Source organism: Fimbriimonas sp. LA-C6 (assembly GCF_055398105.1).
In genome coordinates this window covers 841932-859994 of record NZ_AP038796.1, presented here as the reverse complement: position 1 = coordinate 859994, position 18063 = coordinate 841932, and the positions used below count along the sequence as shown (strand labels likewise).

Annotated in this window: 16 protein-coding genes; 11 read left to right on the top strand and 5 right to left on the bottom strand. The window is 51.7% G+C overall.

Going from position 1 to position 18063, the window contains the following annotated elements:
* Positions 1–24: 24 nt before the first annotated feature.
* On the bottom strand, positions 25–525 hold the full coding sequence (gene rplI, locus ACZ51B_RS04100) for a 50S ribosomal protein L9 (protein WP_464295963.1): 501 nt from the start codon (positions 523–525) through the stop codon (positions 25–27).
* Positions 526–604: 79 nt separating this feature from the next.
* Positions 605–2044, bottom strand: a complete 1440-nt coding sequence (locus tag ACZ51B_RS04095; RefSeq protein WP_464295962.1) for an MlaD family protein — start codon at positions 2042–2044, stop codon at positions 605–607.
* 141 nt (positions 2045–2185) lie between these two features.
* Between ACZ51B_RS04095 and ACZ51B_RS04090 the strand changes: the two genes are divergently transcribed.
* The 7 genes from ACZ51B_RS04090 (at position 2186) to ACZ51B_RS04060 (ending at position 10850) form a co-directional block, all read left to right on the top strand.
* On the top strand, positions 2186–3544 hold the full coding sequence (locus ACZ51B_RS04090; protein ID WP_464295961.1) for a Clp protease N-terminal domain-containing protein: 1359 nt from the start codon (positions 2186–2188) through the stop codon (positions 3542–3544).
* A 390-nt stretch (positions 3545–3934) separates the two neighbouring features.
* Positions 3935–6451: an ATP-dependent Clp protease ATP-binding subunit gene (locus ACZ51B_RS04085; RefSeq protein ID WP_464295960.1), complete on the top strand. Its 2517-nt coding sequence runs from the start codon at positions 3935–3937 to the stop codon at positions 6449–6451.
* Between the two features lie 192 nt (positions 6452–6643).
* Positions 6644–7915 carry a porin gene (locus ACZ51B_RS04080; protein ID WP_464295959.1) on the top strand — a complete coding sequence of 424 codons (1272 nt, stop codon included), beginning with the start codon at positions 6644–6646 and terminating at the stop codon, positions 7913–7915.
* Positions 7916–8111: 196 nt separating this feature from the next.
* A complete protein-coding gene (locus tag ACZ51B_RS04075; RefSeq protein WP_464295958.1) occupies positions 8112–9038 on the top strand; it encodes a prepilin-type N-terminal cleavage/methylation domain-containing protein in 927 nt (308 codons plus the stop codon).
* Positions 9039–9125: 87 nt separating this feature from the next.
* Positions 9126–9266: a hypothetical protein gene (locus ACZ51B_RS04070; protein WP_464295957.1), complete on the top strand. Its 141-nt coding sequence runs from the start codon at positions 9126–9128 to the stop codon at positions 9264–9266.
* Positions 9267–9326: 60 nt separating this feature from the next.
* The gene (locus ACZ51B_RS04065) at positions 9327–9758 is read left to right on the top strand and encodes a cupin domain-containing protein (RefSeq protein ID WP_464295956.1); all 432 of its coding nucleotides are present in this window, start codon (positions 9327–9329) and stop codon (positions 9756–9758) included.
* A 30-nt stretch (positions 9759–9788) separates the two neighbouring features.
* Positions 9789–10850: an alpha/beta hydrolase gene (locus tag ACZ51B_RS04060; protein WP_464295955.1), complete on the top strand. Its 1062-nt coding sequence runs from the start codon at positions 9789–9791 to the stop codon at positions 10848–10850.
* 19 nt (positions 10851–10869) lie between these two features.
* On the opposite strand, the gene ACZ51B_RS04055 is transcribed toward ACZ51B_RS04060, so the two are convergent.
* On the bottom strand, positions 10870–11541 hold the full coding sequence (locus ACZ51B_RS04055; protein ID WP_464295954.1) for an MIP/aquaporin family protein: 672 nt from the start codon (positions 11539–11541) through the stop codon (positions 10870–10872).
* 53 nt (positions 11542–11594) lie between these two features.
* Positions 11595–12599 carry an aldo/keto reductase gene (locus tag ACZ51B_RS04050; protein WP_464295953.1) on the bottom strand — a complete coding sequence of 335 codons (1005 nt, stop codon included), beginning with the start codon at positions 12597–12599 and terminating at the stop codon, positions 11595–11597.
* Between the two features lie 289 nt (positions 12600–12888).
* On the opposite strand from ACZ51B_RS04050, the gene ACZ51B_RS04045 reads away from it, so the two are divergent.
* Positions 12889–14829 (top strand): methyl-accepting chemotaxis protein, encoded by a 1941-nt coding sequence (locus ACZ51B_RS04045; RefSeq protein ID WP_464295952.1) that lies wholly within the window; start codon positions 12889–12891, stop codon positions 14827–14829.
* Between the two features lie 42 nt (positions 14830–14871).
* Here the strand turns inward: ACZ51B_RS04045 and ACZ51B_RS04040 are convergent, their stop codons facing one another.
* A complete protein-coding gene (locus ACZ51B_RS04040) occupies positions 14872–15207 on the bottom strand; it encodes a YbjQ family protein (RefSeq protein WP_464295951.1) in 336 nt (111 codons plus the stop codon).
* A 76-nt stretch (positions 15208–15283) separates the two neighbouring features.
* Here ACZ51B_RS04040 and ACZ51B_RS04035 point away from each other — a divergent pair, with 76 nt between their 5' ends.
* From ACZ51B_RS04035 to ACZ51B_RS04025, 3 genes are all read left to right on the top strand, one after another.
* Positions 15284–15775 carry a nuclear transport factor 2 family protein gene (locus ACZ51B_RS04035; protein ID WP_464295950.1) on the top strand — a complete coding sequence of 164 codons (492 nt, stop codon included), beginning with the start codon at positions 15284–15286 and terminating at the stop codon, positions 15773–15775.
* A 79-nt stretch (positions 15776–15854) separates the two neighbouring features.
* The gene (guaB, locus tag ACZ51B_RS04030; RefSeq protein ID WP_464295949.1) at positions 15855–17333 is read left to right on the top strand and encodes an IMP dehydrogenase; all 1479 of its coding nucleotides are present in this window, start codon (positions 15855–15857) and stop codon (positions 17331–17333) included.
* 68 nt (positions 17334–17401) lie between these two features.
* A complete protein-coding gene (locus tag ACZ51B_RS04025; RefSeq protein ID WP_464295948.1) occupies positions 17402–18037 on the top strand; it encodes a class II aldolase/adducin family protein in 636 nt (211 codons plus the stop codon).
* Positions 18038–18063: the final 26 nt, after the last annotated feature.

Genomic DNA, 18063 nt, shown 5'->3' with positions numbered 1-18063 from the left:
ACCTCCCCTTTAGATTGTTGAAGCTTAGGCTTCTTCTTCGGTGGTCTCAGCTGGTGCTTCGACGATTACTGGTGCGTTGGGGTCGAAGACGTCTACGATGATCTCTGCCGATACTTCTCGGTGAAGGTCGAGTTCGATGGTGAACAGGCCGAGTTTCTTGATCGGGTCGATGAGAGCAACCTGCTTCTTCTCAAGCGATGTGCCGAGCTGAGCTTTGATAGCGTCTGCGATGTTCTGGCTGGTGATTGCACCGAACAGCTTGCCCTGGCTTGCGCCGACCTGGCCTGCGATTCGAACAGTCTTGCCATTGAGCTTCTCTTTGATTCCTTCCCAGTTTGCTTTCTCGCCTGCGGTCTTAGCAGCGATTCGAGCATTCTTGATTTCGAGAGCTTTGATCTGGTTCTTGTCTGCCACGATAGCGAGGCTGCGTGGGAACAGATAGTTGCGTGCGTACCCGTCAGCTACGTTAACGACGGTGCCTTCTTTACCGACCTTGGGTACGGTTTGCGTGAGAATAACTTTCATTTTTGATCCTTGTTTCGTCAGGTTTGGCAAGGCATGCCTTGCCACGCGCAAGCGAAGACCCGAGGGTCGAGCTCTTGAGCTACTTTCGGATGCCGATTCCGATGGAAAGAGCGTTGTCTTTAAAGGCTCGGTCGATGCCAAGCCACCCAATCAGTCCGGTTCCGAAGTCGTACCGTAGTTTTCCATCAAACTTCAGATTGTTCATATCGTAAACATCTGAGCGGAAGGAAATCTTCGGCGTGAAAGCGTAGTCTACCCCAACGCCGGGCTTGCTTGCGTAGATCCCGTATCGGTAGCCGAGTCGGGTGTCGATGTTCTTGCCTACTTGGGCGTTGATCTTGTTGCTCTCGAATGCGTCGTACAGACCGAGTGTGAAGAAGCCGTCTTTGAGTGGGAAGAACGTATTGAGGTCTGTTCGCCATCGACCTGCACCTGTGTCGCGGGTGAGGGTCATTTCGGTTGACATGCCGGTCAGCGGGTTTGCGGGTGGGCCTTTTTTGAAGACGCCTCCGACTTTGTCCATCAGTTCCGAGAGTTGGTCTTCTAGCTTTGCCGCTTTGTCGAGAAGGGTGCCGACTTTGTCTGGGAGTTCCTTCGATTTGTCGGTGATCACTTTCATGTTGGCGGTGATATCTTCCGCGTTCTTCGCCAGTCTTGGGCCGCTCTCGCTAGTTGCTGCGAAGTTGTGGGTGATCGACCGGATATCGCCCTGCAACTGTGGATCGTTCATCGTTTTGTCGATGCTGGCTAGGAGTCCGTCTGCTTTCTTTGCAATGGCGTTGACTTGGTCAAGAAGCTGCGTGGAGCCTTTCTGGAGTTTGCCTTCTTGGATGAACTTCGCAAGGGAAGAGGTCATGCTCTGGACATTGGTGATTGAACCTTTTGCCGAGAGGAGCATGGCTTGCAGGGTTCCCTGGTTCTTGACAAGGAGCGCGTTTCCGTTCTTTGCTAGTTCGCCGAACTGTTTGAGCGTCTCCTGGCTGGTGATCATAGTCTTGTTGAGCGTCGTCATGAGCGTCTCAACGTTGCCTTTCAGCTTCTGATCTTCGAGAAGCTTTCGAACGGCCGCCATGGTCTTGGTAAGTTCTTCGTAACCGGCTTTGCCACCGTCTGGAAGGAACGAATCGAGAGCACCAGCTTTGCGTCCGTCTAGTGTGGATCCGGTTGGAAGCGACGAGGCGACTACCGCTGGGGGGACGATGGTGACTGGGTTGTCGCCGAGGCCGACTAGGGACGATGGGATGACGATCGTGCTACCTGCTGGGATGGCGACCCCTTGATCGATCTGAAGAGTGAGCTTGGCGAGTTTGGGATTGTCTAGCTGAATCTTAGAGACGGAACCTACCTTCACACCTGCCATCAGGATACGGGTTCCAGGGGTAATGCCTGTGGCGTCGGAGAGTGTGGCGAAATACTCGTCAGTTTTGGAGAGGAAAGAGCGACCGAGGACCCCGAAAGCGCCAATCAACAGGACGATGGAAACGATCAGGAGTAGGCCAACCTTCGCCGCGCTCTTCATAGGGCACAGTTTACAAGTAATGAGACGGGGATGCCGCCATTCTAACAAAGATTCGATGCGGGGCATTCAAATAGGTCGAATGGGTTGGAGTGCTCGTGTGGGCTTTGGTAGTCTTGGTCGTTTCAAGATCGAGGGTAAGAAATGTGGCAAAGATTTTCCCAACATGCTCGTAAGGCCGTCTTCTATGCGCAGGAGGAGGCGCAAAAGTTTGGGCATTCCCATGTAGGTAATGTGCATTTGCTCCTGGGTGTGTTGCGAGAGCCGGAGAACATGGCTTGCATCGCGCTGATGCGGCTTGGAGTATCTCTTACTGAGATTCGCGAGGCGGTCCTTAAAGATGTGCAAAAGGACCAGGCTCATTTTTCTCATGACATGACTCTGACGCCAGAGGCTAAAGGGGTTATTAATCGTGCCTACGCCGAGGCAAGAGAATTAGGGAACGACTACATAGGTACAGAACATCTGCTTTTCGGGCTGCTCCACAAGCCTGAAAGCGTGTCAGTGACTGTTATTAGGCAGTTCGGTGTGGAGTATGACGCGCTTCGATCAGTCGTCAAAGAGCTACAGGAAAACACGGGAATCAAACCAGTTGACGTTGGTGCCCAACCGAGCGAACAACTTTTTTTCATCGGTGGCGGTGCGGAACTAACACGAGAGGCGGAGAAAACGATAGCCCGTGCGCAGGAGGAGGTGGTTCGATCGGGTTACCCGTATATGAGTACCGAGCATCTGCTCCTTGCTGTTGTTCAGGAACCTGCCAGCATCGCTAGTCTTTCTCTTGAGCGACTTGGAGTAACCATCGCTCAGGTTGAAGGGGAAGTGCGAAGACACATGCCGTCTATTAGTGAAGTTTCAAACCGAACGACAGGAATTATGTTTACGCCGCGTTTGAGAAGGGCGATCGACTTTGCCTATGACGAAGCGCGTAGGCACAACCACGGTTTGGTTGGTCCCGAATACTTGCTGCTGGGATTGTGTCGAGAAGGTGGCGGTGTCGCGGGTCGCGTACTGGCTAAGTTCGGAGTGAAGCAGGATGTGCTGAGAGACGCGGTGGATACCATTCGCAAGGAGAAGCAAGTGGATGATCACCTGTTGCCTCTCATTGACCAAACCACTCACAACCATACAGGACAAACCTTTGTCTTGGGCAAAGAGGTTCGAGAGCTTGTTCTGTATGGATATTGTGAAGCGCAGCGACAGGGAAGAGGCGAGGTGACACTCGAACATCTCGTGATCGGTCTGCTGATTCGATCGACCATTTCGACTGATTCAATCTACGTGGATCTTCAGAACAAGCTAGATACCTCTAATGCCGATGTAGAGTCTGCTCCCCAGGTTGTTCTGTCTGAGGCCGTTTTTCAAGTCTTCTCCAAGGCATCCGGTTCTGCTGACTCAGTGGGCGTCCAAGGACTCTTGAAAGCGATATTGCTGGATGCTAACTCAGAGGCTGCTCGCGCGTTGGAGATTCTTGGATTAAGCCTACAGAGTCTGGGCGAGTAGGAATAACATGGACCTCGCTCGTTTGTCCTGATAAATCTCGCGATTTAGGGCAGAAACAGAGCATCCTGGTATCCCTAGCAGGCAAAATGCGTGCAAAGGCGATTTAGAAGCGGTTGCTTTCGCTCGACGAGTCCTGTTTTTTGGTAGGCCCAATGGCTCAATTTGTTTCGCAATACACAAATCGATCCAACCTGCCGACAATTTTAGGAACTAAGAAGGGTGAAAGGGACTCTTCTTAAAATGAGCGATCTTCTGAGGCACGTTACGACGTCCAAAGAGGAAAAGCGCATTTTTAGGTCTGGATAACGCAAGGTGCATAACCGAACGTAGATATAAGTGTCATGGAGCCGAGGTAACTCGACCGCTGACGAAAGGTAAAAGGCAAAGACTATGTGGCAACGCTTTACAGAACGCGCGAGAAAAGTTGTGTTCTACGCGCAAGAAGAGGCACAGAGATTCGGAGAAGGCTATGTCTCTACGGAACACCTTCTCTTGGGACTGGTGCGCGAGTCGGATAGCGTCGCCGCACGAGTGCTTGAACGACTAGGTGTTAGTCTCAATCGCATTCGAGCAGAGGTGGAGAAGCAGCTTCCCCGTGGAGATGCAAGACCATCCCAGGACATGACGCTCACCCCACGCGCAAAACGAGTTATCGATCTCGCATACGACGAAGCGCGTAACCTCAACAACAATTACATTGGCACAGAGCATCTGCTGCTCGGGCTTATCCGAGAGGGCGATGGTCTGGCAGGTCGAGTATTGGCCAAGCTAGGCGTTGAGCTAGAGAAGGCACGCCGAGAAGTGATGTCCCTTCAGGACAACGAGTCTCAGGCAAAGTCCGGCTCCAGCGGAAACCGTGCGTCGAACAACACCACGGCTAGCCCCAATAAGACCGCTACTTTAGACGAATTCGGACGAGATCTTACGGATCTGGCCCGTGAAGGCAAGCTCGACCCCGTCGTTGGACGACAGGGCGAAATTGAGCGCGTCATGCAGATTCTCTGCCGACGAACGAAGAACAACCCTTGTCTCATTGGCGAGCCAGGTGTTGGTAAGACCGCTATTGCAGAAGGACTCGCTCTCAAGATCGTGAGTGGCGACATCCCTGACATCCTTCGAAACAAGAGAATTGTCTCGCTTGATCTTGCTGGCCTGGTTGCAGGGACCAAGTATCGTGGTGAGTTCGAAGAGCGCATGAAGAAGGTGATGGAAGAGGTTCGTAAGTCAGACGGGCAGGTCATTCTGTTCATCGACGAACTTCACACCCTGGTGGGTGCCGGTGCTGCCGAGGGCGCCATCGACGCATCCAACATCATGAAGCCTGCTCTTGCACGAGGCGAACTGCAATGTATTGGCGCGACTACTCAAGACGAGTTCCGCAAATATATTGAGAAGGATGCTGCTCTTGAGCGACGCTTCCAGGCTGTTAAGGTTAAAGAGCCATCGGAAGAAGAAGCTATTGATATCCTCAAGGGTCTTCGAGAGCGATACGAAGCTCATCACCAGGTTGAGATCACTGATTCGGCATTGGATGCAGCGGTCAAGCTCAGTCAACGTTATATCAGCGACCGAACACTGCCAGACAAGGCGATCGATTTGATCGACGAAGCTGCTTCACGTGTTCGGCTTCAGCAGAGCCTTCCACCTCTTGATGTTCGAACTGATCGCGCTCGACTGACTAAGCTTCGTTCAGAGTTGGAGCACCTCAAGAAGCGATCCAGCACGGATGACGAGTTCTTGAAGCTTCAAACTGAAGTGGATGCACTGGAAACCAGCGTTACGGAACGAGAAGAGGAGTGGCAGAACACCGAGAAGCCAGAGCCTATCGTGAGCTACGACGAGATCGCGGCCATTGTGCAGTCCTGGACAGGTATTCCTGTTACCACTCTTATCGAAACTGAAACGCAGAAGCTGCTTAAGATGGAGGATGAATTGCACGAGCGAATCATCGGCCAGCATGACGCAGTGGTTGCTGTTTCGCGAGCGATTCGACGAGCACGATCCGGGCTTAAGGATCCGAAGCGACCTATGGGAAGCTTTATCTTCCTTGGACCAACGGGTGTGGGTAAGACTGAGCTTGCAAAGGCTTTGGCAGCTTATCTCTTTGAGAAAGAGGCCAATATGGTCCGAATCGACATGTCGGAATATATGGAACGGTTTGCCGTTTCCCGACTGGTTGGTGCCCCTCCGGGATACGTGGGATACGATGAGGGCGGTCAGCTTACAGAGCAGGTTCGACGAAATCCTTACTGCGTAGTTCTTCTCGACGAAATCGAAAAGGCTCACCCAGAGGTCTTTAACATCCTTCTGCAGGTGATGGAAGATGGACAGCTTACGGACAGCCAAGGGCGAACTGTAGACTTCCGAAACACCATTATCATCATGACTTCCAACGTTGGAGTTCGACCTCTCGAACTCGATAAGGGCCTTGGCTTCCGAGACAATCGTGAAGATCCAAGTGATCCTAAGACGTATGAGAGCATGAAGCGAAAGATGCTTGAGGAGATGAAGAAGATGTTCCGACCCGAGTTCTTGAACCGTGTCGACGAAGTCATCGTCTTCCAGCACCTTAAGGAAGAGGAGATCTTGGAGATCGCCGATCTGTACCTGAAGAGAGTCAACCAGCAAGCCGCTTCTATGGGAGTCACCATTGAGCTCAGCGAAGCTGTTAAGAAAGTTCTTGTGAAGGAAGGATACGACCCCAACCTCGGTGCTCGACCTCTACGAAGAGCTGTTCAGCGATTCATTGAGGATCCGCTCAGTGAAGAGATCCTTTTGGGTCGATTCCATGAGGGTGATCACATCCTGGCCGATCTGGAAGATCCAGAGAGCAAGACAGTTATCTTCAAGGTGAGTTCTCCCGATGGTGGATCAGCTCCTGAGAAGGAACTCGTCTCAAATAGCTGAAGTCAGGCTCGGTTAGAAAAGAGGGAGTTTGCCAAATGGCAGGCTCCTTCTTTTTGCATTTTTCGGGGACCTCGATCGGAGCTAAAGAGTGCTCGCCCATTGTATTTGCCGGTTTGTTGCTGATATGTTAAGGGGGTGTTGTCATCTTGTATCTTAGTCCGAAACCGCAAAGGGATACTATTTTCTCTCGGATTGCTTGCAATCACGATTTCAAGCGGTCTCGCTCAGCAGGCTCCTAACCCAGCGGTCCAGGAAAGGGTTCGCAAAGAGGTTGCTCGTCTTAAATCTGTGGCAGACCTTCGTGCCAAGGCGATCGGCAAATTAGTCCAAGAGAATGGTGTGACTTCTGACGACAAGTCTATGCAGTTGCTCCAACAGATGGTGGACGAACTGAAAGCCATTCGCGAAAAGCTGAAAGACTTGGAAGCTGAGCTATCTCCAAGTGGGAAGAAGGAACAGCCAAAGGGAGATAAGCCCGGCACCTTCCAGATTACGGGATACGGTCACTTCCAGTATCAAGATTCCGATAAGAGGAATAACAGTTCCTTCAACTCCTTCCGGTTTAGACGGCTTGAGTTCGGTTTTATCGATACGATTAGCCCCCGAGTGCAAGCGAGAGCTCTCCTGGATATTTCCCAGGGGCCGGACCATAACGCGGCACAGATGCGAGATGTTTATTTCACTTTTGACACGAGTCCTGCTGAGAAGCTGGGCCGTGACAAGCTGATCGTTGGTCAGATGAAGACCCCACTTGGATACGAACTGGAGCGTTCGTCATCCGAGAGAGAGTTTCCAGAATTGGCGCAGTACAACCAGATCTTCTTCCCAACAGAACGGCTTCGAGGTGTTCAGTTTAACCGGCAAGAGGGCAAGTGGTTGTTCAAGACCGGTCTGTTCGATTCTCTTGCCATGAATGACCCAGAGCAGGCAAGCCTTGCGTCTGGCACAGGAAGTCGTTTGGCCGGGACTGCGGCAGCGAAGTATTCGAGCGGTCCGGTTGAGTTAGGGGCTTCGGGGCTTGTGGGTGAGAGATCTGCTTATGCTTCGAACTCGGTTATCTCGCCTCGCATTACGGATCGGCACTTTTATTATGTGGATGCTCTGGTGAAGCATCTTCTGCGTGACCGCGCAACACTTCGTGCCGAGTATATGGAGGGCAAAGATCGCATACCAAATGCGACAGCGTCCGCCACTGCTCTTGCTCATGGCGTAAAGGGGTTTCATGTGATTGGGCTGTATGACCTTTCCGGGATCGATCAGTTTGGTCTTCGGATGGAGCAGTTTGATCCCAATACTAGCCACAGCGGCGACTACCTCAAGGGGTATGGCATGGCCTATCTCCGTAATGTTGCTCCTAACACAAAACTGACGGTTGGATATGAAGTTTTCGTGGACGATTCGCGTCGTACGCTGCATCAGACTAGATATGGTCTGACGACCGTTCGATTGCAGATTAAGTTCTAGTTCGGGGTCTGAAACTTGTAGACAGGTTCCTAGGAAAATTGCCTGGGAACCACCTATTTTTGCTAGGATAGCCTCTGAAACGAATTGTTAAGGGGCTATTAGGGAATTGTTAAGGGAAGGGTAACGAGCTGACTCTGGCACCAAACTTGAAGTGCATTTGCTTATCACCGTCAAGGCGGTAAGCGGAGTCACCCCAATGAAGAAAGCCTTCACCCTAATCGAACTTTTGGTCGTTATTGCCATCATCGCAATCCTCGCGGCTATCCTTTTCCCAGTTTTCGCACAGGCTAAGGCTGCTGCTAAGAAGACTGCTGACTTGTCGAACATGAAGCAGATCGGTACGGCAACCATGCTGTACGTTGACAGCTACGATGACACTCTCTATCCTCACCGACTGAACTGCAACGATCCAGCTAACCCAACGCTTTGCCAGGATTATACAGACGGAAATGGCAATCTCAAGCCAGATGCACCTGACCAAGCCGGTGGCGTCGGATCAGCTGTTAACGCCCGATATTACTGGGTTTATATGCTTCAGCCATATGCGAAGAACTACAATATGTTCGCTAACCCAGGTCAGACGAATGCGTTCTACCCAGGCGGCAAGACAACTGTAGGTTTCCAGAAAGCTCGCGGTGGTCAACAAGGCAACAACTACGGTGGCCAAAACAGCTACGCTCACAACGATGTTTATCTGAGCCCTGCTGCGAGCACCAACGGCGGAAGTTCTGCAGTTCCAACACCTCCTACAACTACATCCATTCCACGTGTTGCAAGCACGATCCTTACCGTGGATGGTAGCTACTATGGTGGTGCAATGGACATTAACAATGCTTCTGGCTTCACTGACATGAGCAAATTGAACGGTACTGAAGCAGCCAGCAGCTACTGGACAGTCAACGGCAGTTACGGTAGCTACTGGAAGAACCTTGGCGGTGCAGACTGGACAGTTTCCAATCTCAGCGATGCTGATGCACTCAAGAAGGGTCAGGCGATGTGGGGCGGAAAGCTCAACGTTCAATGGGCTGACGGTCACGCTAAGTCGCTCGATTACAAGGCTGTCGTTGGCAACATCTGCTACTGGACAACCGACGTAGACGGCGCTCACCCTAACTGCGGCTAATCTCAGCTAGACAAAGAGTAAGAAATCGAGAGTGATCGGGCGGAAGCTCGGTCGCTCTCTTTTCGTTTTTGGCTGGTAGCATGAGCTGTGGAAAAGGAGACGTTCAGCTGGAACGATGAAGTACGGGCACTTGCTGGAGCGAGGCTTAAGCGTACGCGAACGCAGCAGCGGATGTCGATTCGGCAGCTAGCAGAGCTGGCCCATATCAGTAAGACGACTGTTCTTTAGGTTGAATTTGGGAGGTCTACCCGCCGCAGCACTTACCTTAAGGTCGCGGAAGTCCTTGGTTTGCACCTTGATAAAGTGACCGAGCCAGTGACGACAGGTGACCGACCCTATGCCGTTCACAAGTACAGACAAGATACTTGGTTTGATCTTGCCAATTTCGAGGGTGGTCCCTTTGATCCACATGGTTCTAGAGAGATTTTGGCTAGGGAAGCAAGCGTTACCCCTCTGAATATCCTTGCTTCTCGGCTGGAGGCTGGGCGTATCAAGCCAACCATTTTAGAATTGTACGCACCGAGTCCGGTCAGGACCCATGCGGGCGAGGAGCATGCGTTTGTGCTTTCTGGGACAGCAATTGTAAGTGTCGGAGGTGAGGAGATTGAGCTTCTCACTGATGAGTCGATCACATTCTGGAGCATGGAGCTCCATTCATACGCGCCGGTTCCGGGTTCTCTGCTGCCTGTACGTCTTCTTTCTGTGAGGGTGGACAGCTAATCGATTTAAACTAGTACAGTATCAATTGTGATGCTCGCCCTCCTATTGATCACCGTTGCTCAGCAGAAATGGTCTCGACCCTATAAGGTTGTGACCCCACCCGTTAACGTCGCCAGGTTCGCAAAGCGGCTGGGTTCTGACGAGGCTGGAGTCTTTCTTGAAGGTAGGAACTTAACCTTTGTCGGTAAGCATGAGCGTAGCCTCACTCTCCCCGATTGGATGTGGATTAATTTTGAACGGGATAACAAGACAAGCCTGTGGTTCGCTCAGGCCGAGATGAGCAATTGGGACCAGGCATTCTTTACTTACCAAGTTGGAAAGGAGAGCAAAACATTCCTAGGTCGGCATGCGACAAAATTGCCTCAAGTGGCCAAAGATCTCCGAGGAAGCATTAAGACGGTGCCACTAATGAGTAAAGCTTTGGGTGAATCACGGGATATAACCGTGTATCTTCCACCAGTCGCCAATAGGAAATTGAACGCGGTCTATATGGCTGATGGGCAGGGTTGCAAAGATTTTGCGCAGGTACTTGAGCCCCTGATTCTGTCTGGAAAGGTTGCCCCAACTGCGATCATCGGACTTCACCATGGGCCATACAAAGGAACTGGTCCGAGTTATGACATGAGCCAGGATTACCGTGCACGTGAATATCTAAAAGTTGCGGATCCTGAGCGGTTTGCGGCTCATCTAAGGTTCGTTTTGGAGGAAGTCATGCCTTGGGCTGAGGCCGAATATGGGCTTGTCAGTAACCCGAAGAACCGGACGCTCTTCGGATTTTCGAATGGTGGTGCGTTTGTGGTGAGTGCGATTGCGGCTCGTCCAGATGTTTTTGGGTCTGCGATCCCATGTTCGGTTGCGGCTTTTGACCGCAAAGATCTTGAGAAGACACTCATCGGAAGGAAGCTTCCAGTAACATTCTTGTCGGCTGGAACTCTCGAGTCGTTCATTGTCAACACCTCGGACGTTGCCGACATCCTCAAGCGAGCAGGGAATCGTGTGCGATTTGATCACTACGTGAGTGGTCACGAATTCATGATGTGGCAGCTGGCCTTTACCAGAGTCCTGCCTCAGATTTTTCCGAATCCGAGGTAGCGCGCCGTCGGTGCCTTTCTTACTTTTCCTTTTCTTCGAGAACGTATTTGAAGAGAAGAGCGGCGGCCGCGCCGCCTAGCAGCGGGCCGACTAGATAGACTGCTGCATCGTTGAACTGGCCTGATGCGATGGCTGGGCCGAAGTAGCGAGCTGGGTTCATTGCTCCTCCGGTGATCGGGCCGATCGCAAGAATGTCGAGCACGACAGTGAGACCGATGAAGAGTGCACCCATCTTAGGGGCACGTTTGTCGACGGCAGTGCCATACACCACGAACACGAGGAAGAAGGTGGTGATGAACTCCGCGACCATTCCTTGGGCCGGTGTGATGCTCTTTCCCAGCGCAGGCGTTCCGTGGAGGATTGTTTGCATCGAATCACCCGCTGCGCAGAACTTTGCCGCAAAAGCCGCTACGATGGCACCTAGGATCTGTGCGACTACGTATGTCAAGAAAGTGGCGACATTTATCTTTTTGGCCAAGAACAGTCCAAAGGAGACGGCGGGATTTAGGTGTCCCCCACTGATTCCGCCAGTGGCACTTGCCATGCATGCTATTGCCAGCCCGTGAGCGAACGCTACTCCCACAAGGCCAAGATGCTGGTCCGCCTCTCCGAGATGGGCAAGTACAAGAATGCCTACAAAAATCAGTGCAAAAGTTCCGATGAACTCCGCGATCAACGCCTGAGTCTTCATGATTGATCATACAGACGTTGATCTATTTATCAAAGAATCGGATAAATGAAACGTTAACGTGGTTTTTGGTTGGGTCCGAAGCTCGCGGAGTAATAGTTCACGTGATGGCTTCCGGGCTCAAAGATGTCATCGATCTGCTTGAGGATCCGTTCGCTGAGTTTCAGCTGGCACGCATTCACTGATTCCAGGAGCTGGCTTTCTGAGCGAGCGCCGATGATTGGGCTGGTGATACCGGGTTGGTTTGCTACCCACGCAAGACTCAGTGTCGCCATCGACATTTCAGATCGCTTTGCAAGAGCTTGGAGTCTCAGTAGCTGCTTGGTGGGGAGTTGTTTGAGGCGTCCGCCGGGGTCGCTTGACGAGTAGCGCGCGCCTTGGGTGTTCGGGTCTAGGTACTTGCCGCTCAGCATGCCGCCTGCCAGGGGAGACCAAGGGATCACGCCGTAGTCGTAGGTGCGGCAGAAGGGGAGTAGTTCCCGCTCAATGCGTCTGTCCAGGAGGTTGTAAGGTGGTTGCTCGGTAATAAAACCTGCTGCTCCCATCTCTTTGGCCACGTAGTGAGCTTCACAGACTTGCCAAGCGGCGAAGGTGCTGCATCCTGCATAGCGTATCTTTCCCTGTCTCTGGAGGATATCGAGAGCTCGGAGTGTTTCATCGATCGGAATGGACGGTTGAGGACGGTGGATTTGGTAGAGGTCAATCCAGTCTGTATTGAGCCTTTTGAGGGACGCCTCGCAGGCTTCGATGACATGCTTGAAGCTGTTGCCGAGTGCATTTGGGTCGTGGTCATCCATCTTGCCGTGGCATTTTGTTGCGAGGACGACTTTTTCTCGTTTGCCCTCTGAGAGTGCTTTGCCCAGAATGGTCTCACTGATGCCCCGGGCATACACATCGGCAGTATCGATGAAGTTGATGCCTAGATCGAGGGCAGCGTGTGTAATTCGAATGCTCTGCTCTTCGTGACTGCCCCAGTCATCCGGCTCCCAGCCGAACGTCATGGTTCCCAAGCACGATGTTGAGACTTGCAGTCCGGTGCGTCCAAGTTGTTTGTAGTTCATATCAAAAATGGTCTACGGATTATCGCGCCATTGGTCTTTGCATCTCAATAAGAGCACTTTCTCAACTGCACAAAATTGCCGATAGATCGACCTAACAGAGGCAATACTGGTATTTCGTTAGTAATAATATTTTAGGAATATACGCTCGTTTGATATATTTTTTATTGCGGTGGTTATCGCATATTCTTATTGTTATCCTGTTATTCTTCTGAAAAATATAAGAATTTGCCCCGAAGTGGGATGTTTCGTTCCGATAACAAATTCTGTAGCGCACTCAGTGGGGATGCTCATGAATTGGTTAAAGAACATTAAGATTGGAACAAAGATTGGTCTGGGTTTTGGGATCGTCGTTTTCTTGCTTGCCTTTGTAGGCATGGTAGGCGTCAAGGCCTCGAATGGACTAAGCCGTGAAGTCGACAGACTGTACAAGGATGGCGTTCTCGGGCTGAAGAATGCAAAACAGGTCAATGTCATCTTTCGGAAGAGCAGGATTGCCATTATCCGAGTTATTCACGAGAGAGATCCACAAGAGCAGAAGAAGTTACTCGAAATGCTAGACGGCTACAAGCCTGAGAATGATGCAGCATTATCGGCCTACAAGAAGACTATACATTCCGCAGAAAATCAGAAGCTATTTGATGCGCTCGATCAAGCCAGAAATAAATATCTAGTTCGAAAGAAACAGATTATGAAGGCATGTTCAAAAGGCAACTATGCCGCTGCAGAAGCCGCTTATAAAGACTCAGAAACCAAAGAGTATAAAGAGTACTATGAAGCGGCTGAGGCGCTTGCCGACTATAGCGAGAAAAATGCTGAGGTTCTTACTAAGAGGGCACGCGATGCAGCTCAGACCTCAATCAACCAGATCGTTTTCTTTGGCACTCTCGCGGTTTTCCTCAGTGTTGTGGTTAGTGTTGGTATCTACAAGGGGATTGTTCCGCCCATCCGATTGCTTTCCCAGCAGATCAACCACCTGCAGACGGAGTCGATTACCGAGCTACACACCGCTGTTGACGCATTAAGTAATGGCAACCTTACGGTCTCCGCTAAATTGCGAACTGAGCCGGTGAAAATTGATACAACCGATGAGGTTGGCGTGATGGCGAAGGACTTCAACGCCATGCTTACGCAGCTAGGTGGAACTATCGAATCGTTCGACCGAGCTCGCGTTAGCTTGCAGGCGTTGTTGTCTGATGTCAGAGACCGAGCGAACACTGTCGCTAAGACCAGCGAAAAGCTTCATACATCTGCCATTGAAAATGCTCAGGCTGTCGAGTCTGTGAACATGGTCATTGCCGAAGTGAAGCAAGCAAGTGTTGAGAGCTCCATGACATCCACTGAGATTGCCGATGGAAGCGAACAACTTGCAGTGAGCGCTACGAAGGCTACTGGTTCGATGGAGGACCTTGAGGCTTCGATTGGTGCGGTTAAAGAGAGCAGTGAGCAGCAGCTTAAGGATTCGCTCTCTGCTGCGGAAGTTGCCAACAAGGGTAGCAAGGCCGTTGAGCAGACAATTCAGAGCATGGGACGCATTCAGGTTCAGGTGGATGCCTCTGCCAAGAGCGTTCGAGAGCTCGGTGCCAAGCAGGAAGAGATCGGAAAGATCGTTCGAACAATCGATGAGATTGCTGAGCAGACCAACCTTCTCGCATTGAATGCAGCCATTGAAGCTGCTCGTGCTGGAGAGCACGGTCGTGGTTTTGCGGTTGTTGCCGATGAAGTTCGGAAACTTGCAGAGCGTTCCAGTGTGGCGACCAAGGAGATTGCTCAGCTTATTGAGACGGTCCGGTCCGGTGTGAGCCAGTCGATCAAGTCCATGGAAGCTAGCTCTAACGAAGTCAGCGAGGGAGCGAACTTCTCGTCCGAGGCCAGCATCGCCTTAGCGGAAATTCTCTCTGCGGTTGAGGGTGTTCGAGATGAAACCATCCGAAACCAGGAGCTGGTTGTGAAAATGTTCGAGGAAGCTCGCTCGGTAACAGACGCTATCTCTAGCGTGGCTGCGGTGAGTGAGGAGACTGCTGCTGGAGCTCAGTTGGTGAGCGCGAGCAGTGCACAGGTGGCTTCTTCAGCAGGAACTGCGGCGAACGCCGTTGAGAGTCAAGGATCGCTTATCCAGAACACGGTTAGCATGTCCCAGGGGCTCAATTCTATCTCGGAAGAGCTTAAGGAGCTTGTTGGTCAGTTCAAGATCGACGATGAAGACTCCGGCAAGTTCCGCCTAGCTGCCTAAGATAAGACATAGGGTTGAAGGCGATTGCCTTCAACCCTATTTTTATTCCTGGGCGATGACCACAGCCGTTCCGTAGGCTAAGACCTCGGTTACTCCGGGTGCGATCTCGGTAGCGTCGTATCGCATGGCAATAATGGCGTTGGCTCCAACCTGGACGGCATGTTGGATCATGATCTCGTAGGCTTCCATCCGTGCGTGCTCTGCCAGCTCTGTGTAGAGAGTGATATTGCCTCCAAACATTTGTTGGAATCCTGCACCGATTTGTCCAAGGGCACTTCTACTGCGGCACGTGATTCCTCGAACGATCCCGAGTCCGCGTACCACTTTGTAACCGTCAATCGAATTTGCGGTTGTCACCCAATGATGGATATCGCTCATGTCCCCTGCATTCTGCCACTAATATGGGGTTTTGTACTATCTTGACCGTTTAAGAAGTGAGTGATAAGGTGGGTTGATGAAACGACTTGTGTGTTTAGGTTGTGCAATTATTTTGGCCGCAAGTAGCCATGCTACCGATCAAAAGGAGGCCAATTCAGTCATTGCGAAGACCCTTGCTGCCTATGTGAAGGCGATCAAAAACCGTGATTACAAATGGTTTGAACAGCACTCTTCGAAGGATTTCAACACCATCGATCCGAAGGGCAAGCGGCTCTCCCGAACCCCGGCTTTGGAAGAATTGAAGCAGTCGTTTTCTATGATGAAGAAAGTGAACAGCGTAACTGCCAAGGCACAGAAAGTCTCGGTGAACAGCCAGAATGAGATTCTTTGCACCTATACCGATACCATCGATGTGATGATCCCTGGCGCGAATGGCAAGCTGTCCCGACTTGTGATGAGTTCTCGGACGGATGGTGTTTTGGTGAAGGAAGCAGGGATATGGAAGATGAAGACTGTCCACACACTCAAAGACAGCACAACCATTGATGGCGTTAAGCTGAAGCGGTAGTTCTACCAGGTATATTTGCGAGGCGTTGAGGCGGTAGGCTAAATTCTGTCATACTCAGATGAAAAGCCAAGGAGCCCCAATGCCCGCTTTTCGCGAAGGTCTTAGCTTCGACGACGTATTACTAGTCCCTAAACACACATCGGTACTCCCAAGTGAGGTCGACATTTCGACCCAATTCTTGCCTGGAATCACACTTAAGATTCCTATTGCGTCCGCCCCGATGGATACGGTTACGGATGCCCGACTTGCCATAGCAATGGCGAGAGAGGGTGGCGTAGGCGTGATCCACCGCAACCTGACGATTGAACAGCAGGCTGAGCAGGTAGACCGTGTAAAACGCTCCGAGAGTGGCGTTATTACCAAGCCTTTTAAACTCGAACCCACAAAGACTATTCAGGACGCTGTAGACCTGATGGAGCGATTCCACATTAGTGGCGTTCCCATTGTGGATGAGAATGGCCGACTCGTTGGAATTCTTACCAACCGAGACATCCGATTTGAAACTGATTACTCCAAGCTGGTGGCTACCCGCATGACGAGTGAGAAGTTGATTACCGCTTCGGTCGGAACAACCCTTGAGCAAGCTCAAGAGATCCTTGCCCAACACCGTATTGAGAAGCTTCCCATCGTGGATAGCGAAGGTCGGTTGATGGGATTGATCACCATCAAAGATATCCAGAAAGTTAAGCGACATCCGCTCGCGACCAAAGATGCAAAGGGGCGCCTTGTGGTCGGAGCTGCGATTGGAGCTTTGCGACAGCCTTATGAGAGGGCGAAAGCGCTGGCTGATGCTGGTGCGGACTTCGTGGTCATCGATGCCGCTCACGGTCACTCTTTTGGAGTGATGGAGTGCTTAAAGATGCTGAAGACCAAGCTGCCAGACCTGAAGGTAGTTGCTGGTAACGTGGCAACTAAGGAAGGCGTTCGAGACCTCCATGCCTTGGGTGCTGATGCGCTTCGACTCGGTATTGGTGCCGGCTCTATCTGTACAACGCGTGTAGTGGCAGGTGTGGGTGTGCCTCAGTTCACTGCCGTGATGGATTGTGCTGAGGAAGCCAACAAGTTGGGCATTCCAACCATTGCCGACGGTGGAATCCGATCGTCTGGAGATGTGGTGAAGTGCCTTGCTGCTGGTGCAAGCCTCGTCATGATGGGCAACATGTTTGCTGGTTGTGAAGAGAGCCCAGGCGAGATGGAGATCTTCCGAAACCGTGCGTACAAGGTGTACCGTGGCATGGGTTCTGTGAGCGCCATGAAGCAGGGTTCTTCGGACCGATACATGCAGGTGAAGGAAGCCGGTGGGGTGATTGTCCCTGAGGGAGTCGAAGGTCGGGTTCCATACAAGGGACCGCTTAGCGACACAGTCAATCAGCTTATTGGTGGATTGCGGTCTGGAATGGGTTATGTTGGTGCTGAAAGCCTAACGAGCCTACGAGAGACTGCTGAGTTCCTCAAGATCACCAACGCAGCGTTGCGCGAGAGCCATCCGCACGACGTGCAGATTACGAAGGAGCCACCCAATTACTCCTCTCCTTACGGTTCTTCCGAGAACGAGTAAGACTCAGAAAGGGCGAAGCGAAAACTTCGCCCTTTTCGATTTTGGATACAAGTGCCATAATCGGCTCGATGAACGAGCTTCAACTGCGCGCTGAAATGTGTGAAATTGGCCGCCGACTTTGGCAGCGTGGACTCATCGGAGCCTGCGAAGGCAATCTTACTGTCCGACTTTCCCCACAGCGGTTTTTGTGTACTCCGGCAGGTAAGAGCAAGGGCCACTTGCGTCCGGATGACATTGTTGTGGTTGATACAAAAGGAGAGCCGGTGAATGGCGGAGTTCCAAGCACGGAGATCCGTCTGCATATGGCGATCTATTCGCAGCGACCTGATTGTAACGCAGTCGTTCACGCGCACCCTCCCATTTCGACGGCCTTCGCGCTTGCTGGGGAGACGATTCCAGACAACTATCTGCCCGAAGCAGCCACGATTCTGGGTTCGGTGGCGACAGTTCCTTTTGCTATCCCAGGGACCGAGGAGGTTGCTAGCGCGATCACTCCGTTGGTTGCAGACCACAAGACGTTCTTGATGAGTCACCATGGGGCTGTCGTATTGGGAACGGATCTCAATGACGCGTACAACCGCATGGAGACTTTGGAACGAGTCGCGAAGATCTTAGTCTATGCGAAGCTGATCGACGCACCGATCCCGATGCCGGAGTACGCGTTTACGCACTACTTAGCGTCGGCACTGGATGGAAGTTTGTGAGCTGCTGACTTAGGCACAAAATGCAC

Excerpts from the sequence above, each read along its gene's own strand:
- guaB (WP_464295949.1), top strand. The coding sequence starts at position 15,855 with ATGCCCGCTTTTCGCGAAGGTCTTAGCTTCGACGACGTATTACTAGTC.
- ACZ51B_RS04075 (WP_464295958.1), top strand. The coding sequence starts at position 8,112 with ATGAAGAAAGCCTTCACCCTAATCGAACTTTTGGTCGTTATTGCCATC.
- ACZ51B_RS04085 (WP_464295960.1), top strand. The coding sequence starts at position 3,935 with ATGTGGCAACGCTTTACAGAACGCGCGAGAAAAGTTGTGTTCTACGCG.
- ACZ51B_RS04060 (WP_464295955.1), top strand. The coding sequence starts at position 9,789 with ATGCTCGCCCTCCTATTGATCACCGTTGCTCAGCAGAAATGGTCTCGA.
- ACZ51B_RS04025 (WP_464295948.1), top strand. The coding sequence starts at position 17,402 with ATGAACGAGCTTCAACTGCGCGCTGAAATGTGTGAAATTGGCCGCCGA.
- ACZ51B_RS04035 (WP_464295950.1), top strand. The coding sequence starts at position 15,284 with ATGAAACGACTTGTGTGTTTAGGTTGTGCAATTATTTTGGCCGCAAGT.
- ACZ51B_RS04095 (WP_464295962.1), bottom strand. The coding sequence starts at position 2,044 with ATGAAGAGCGCGGCGAAGGTTGGCCTACTCCTGATCGTTTCCATCGTC.
- ACZ51B_RS04055 (WP_464295954.1), bottom strand. The coding sequence starts at position 11,541 with ATGAAGACTCAGGCGTTGATCGCGGAGTTCATCGGAACTTTTGCACTG.
- ACZ51B_RS04050 (WP_464295953.1), bottom strand. The coding sequence starts at position 12,599 with ATGAACTACAAACAACTTGGACGCACCGGACTGCAAGTCTCAACATCG.
- rplI (WP_464295963.1), bottom strand. The coding sequence starts at position 525 with ATGAAAGTTATTCTCACGCAAACCGTACCCAAGGTCGGTAAAGAAGGC.
- ACZ51B_RS04090 (WP_464295961.1), top strand. The coding sequence starts at position 2,186 with ATGTGGCAAAGATTTTCCCAACATGCTCGTAAGGCCGTCTTCTATGCG.
- ACZ51B_RS04040 (WP_464295951.1), bottom strand. The coding sequence starts at position 15,207 with ATGAGCGATATCCATCATTGGGTGACAACCGCAAATTCGATTGACGGT.
- ACZ51B_RS04045 (WP_464295952.1), top strand. The coding sequence starts at position 12,889 with ATGAATTGGTTAAAGAACATTAAGATTGGAACAAAGATTGGTCTGGGT.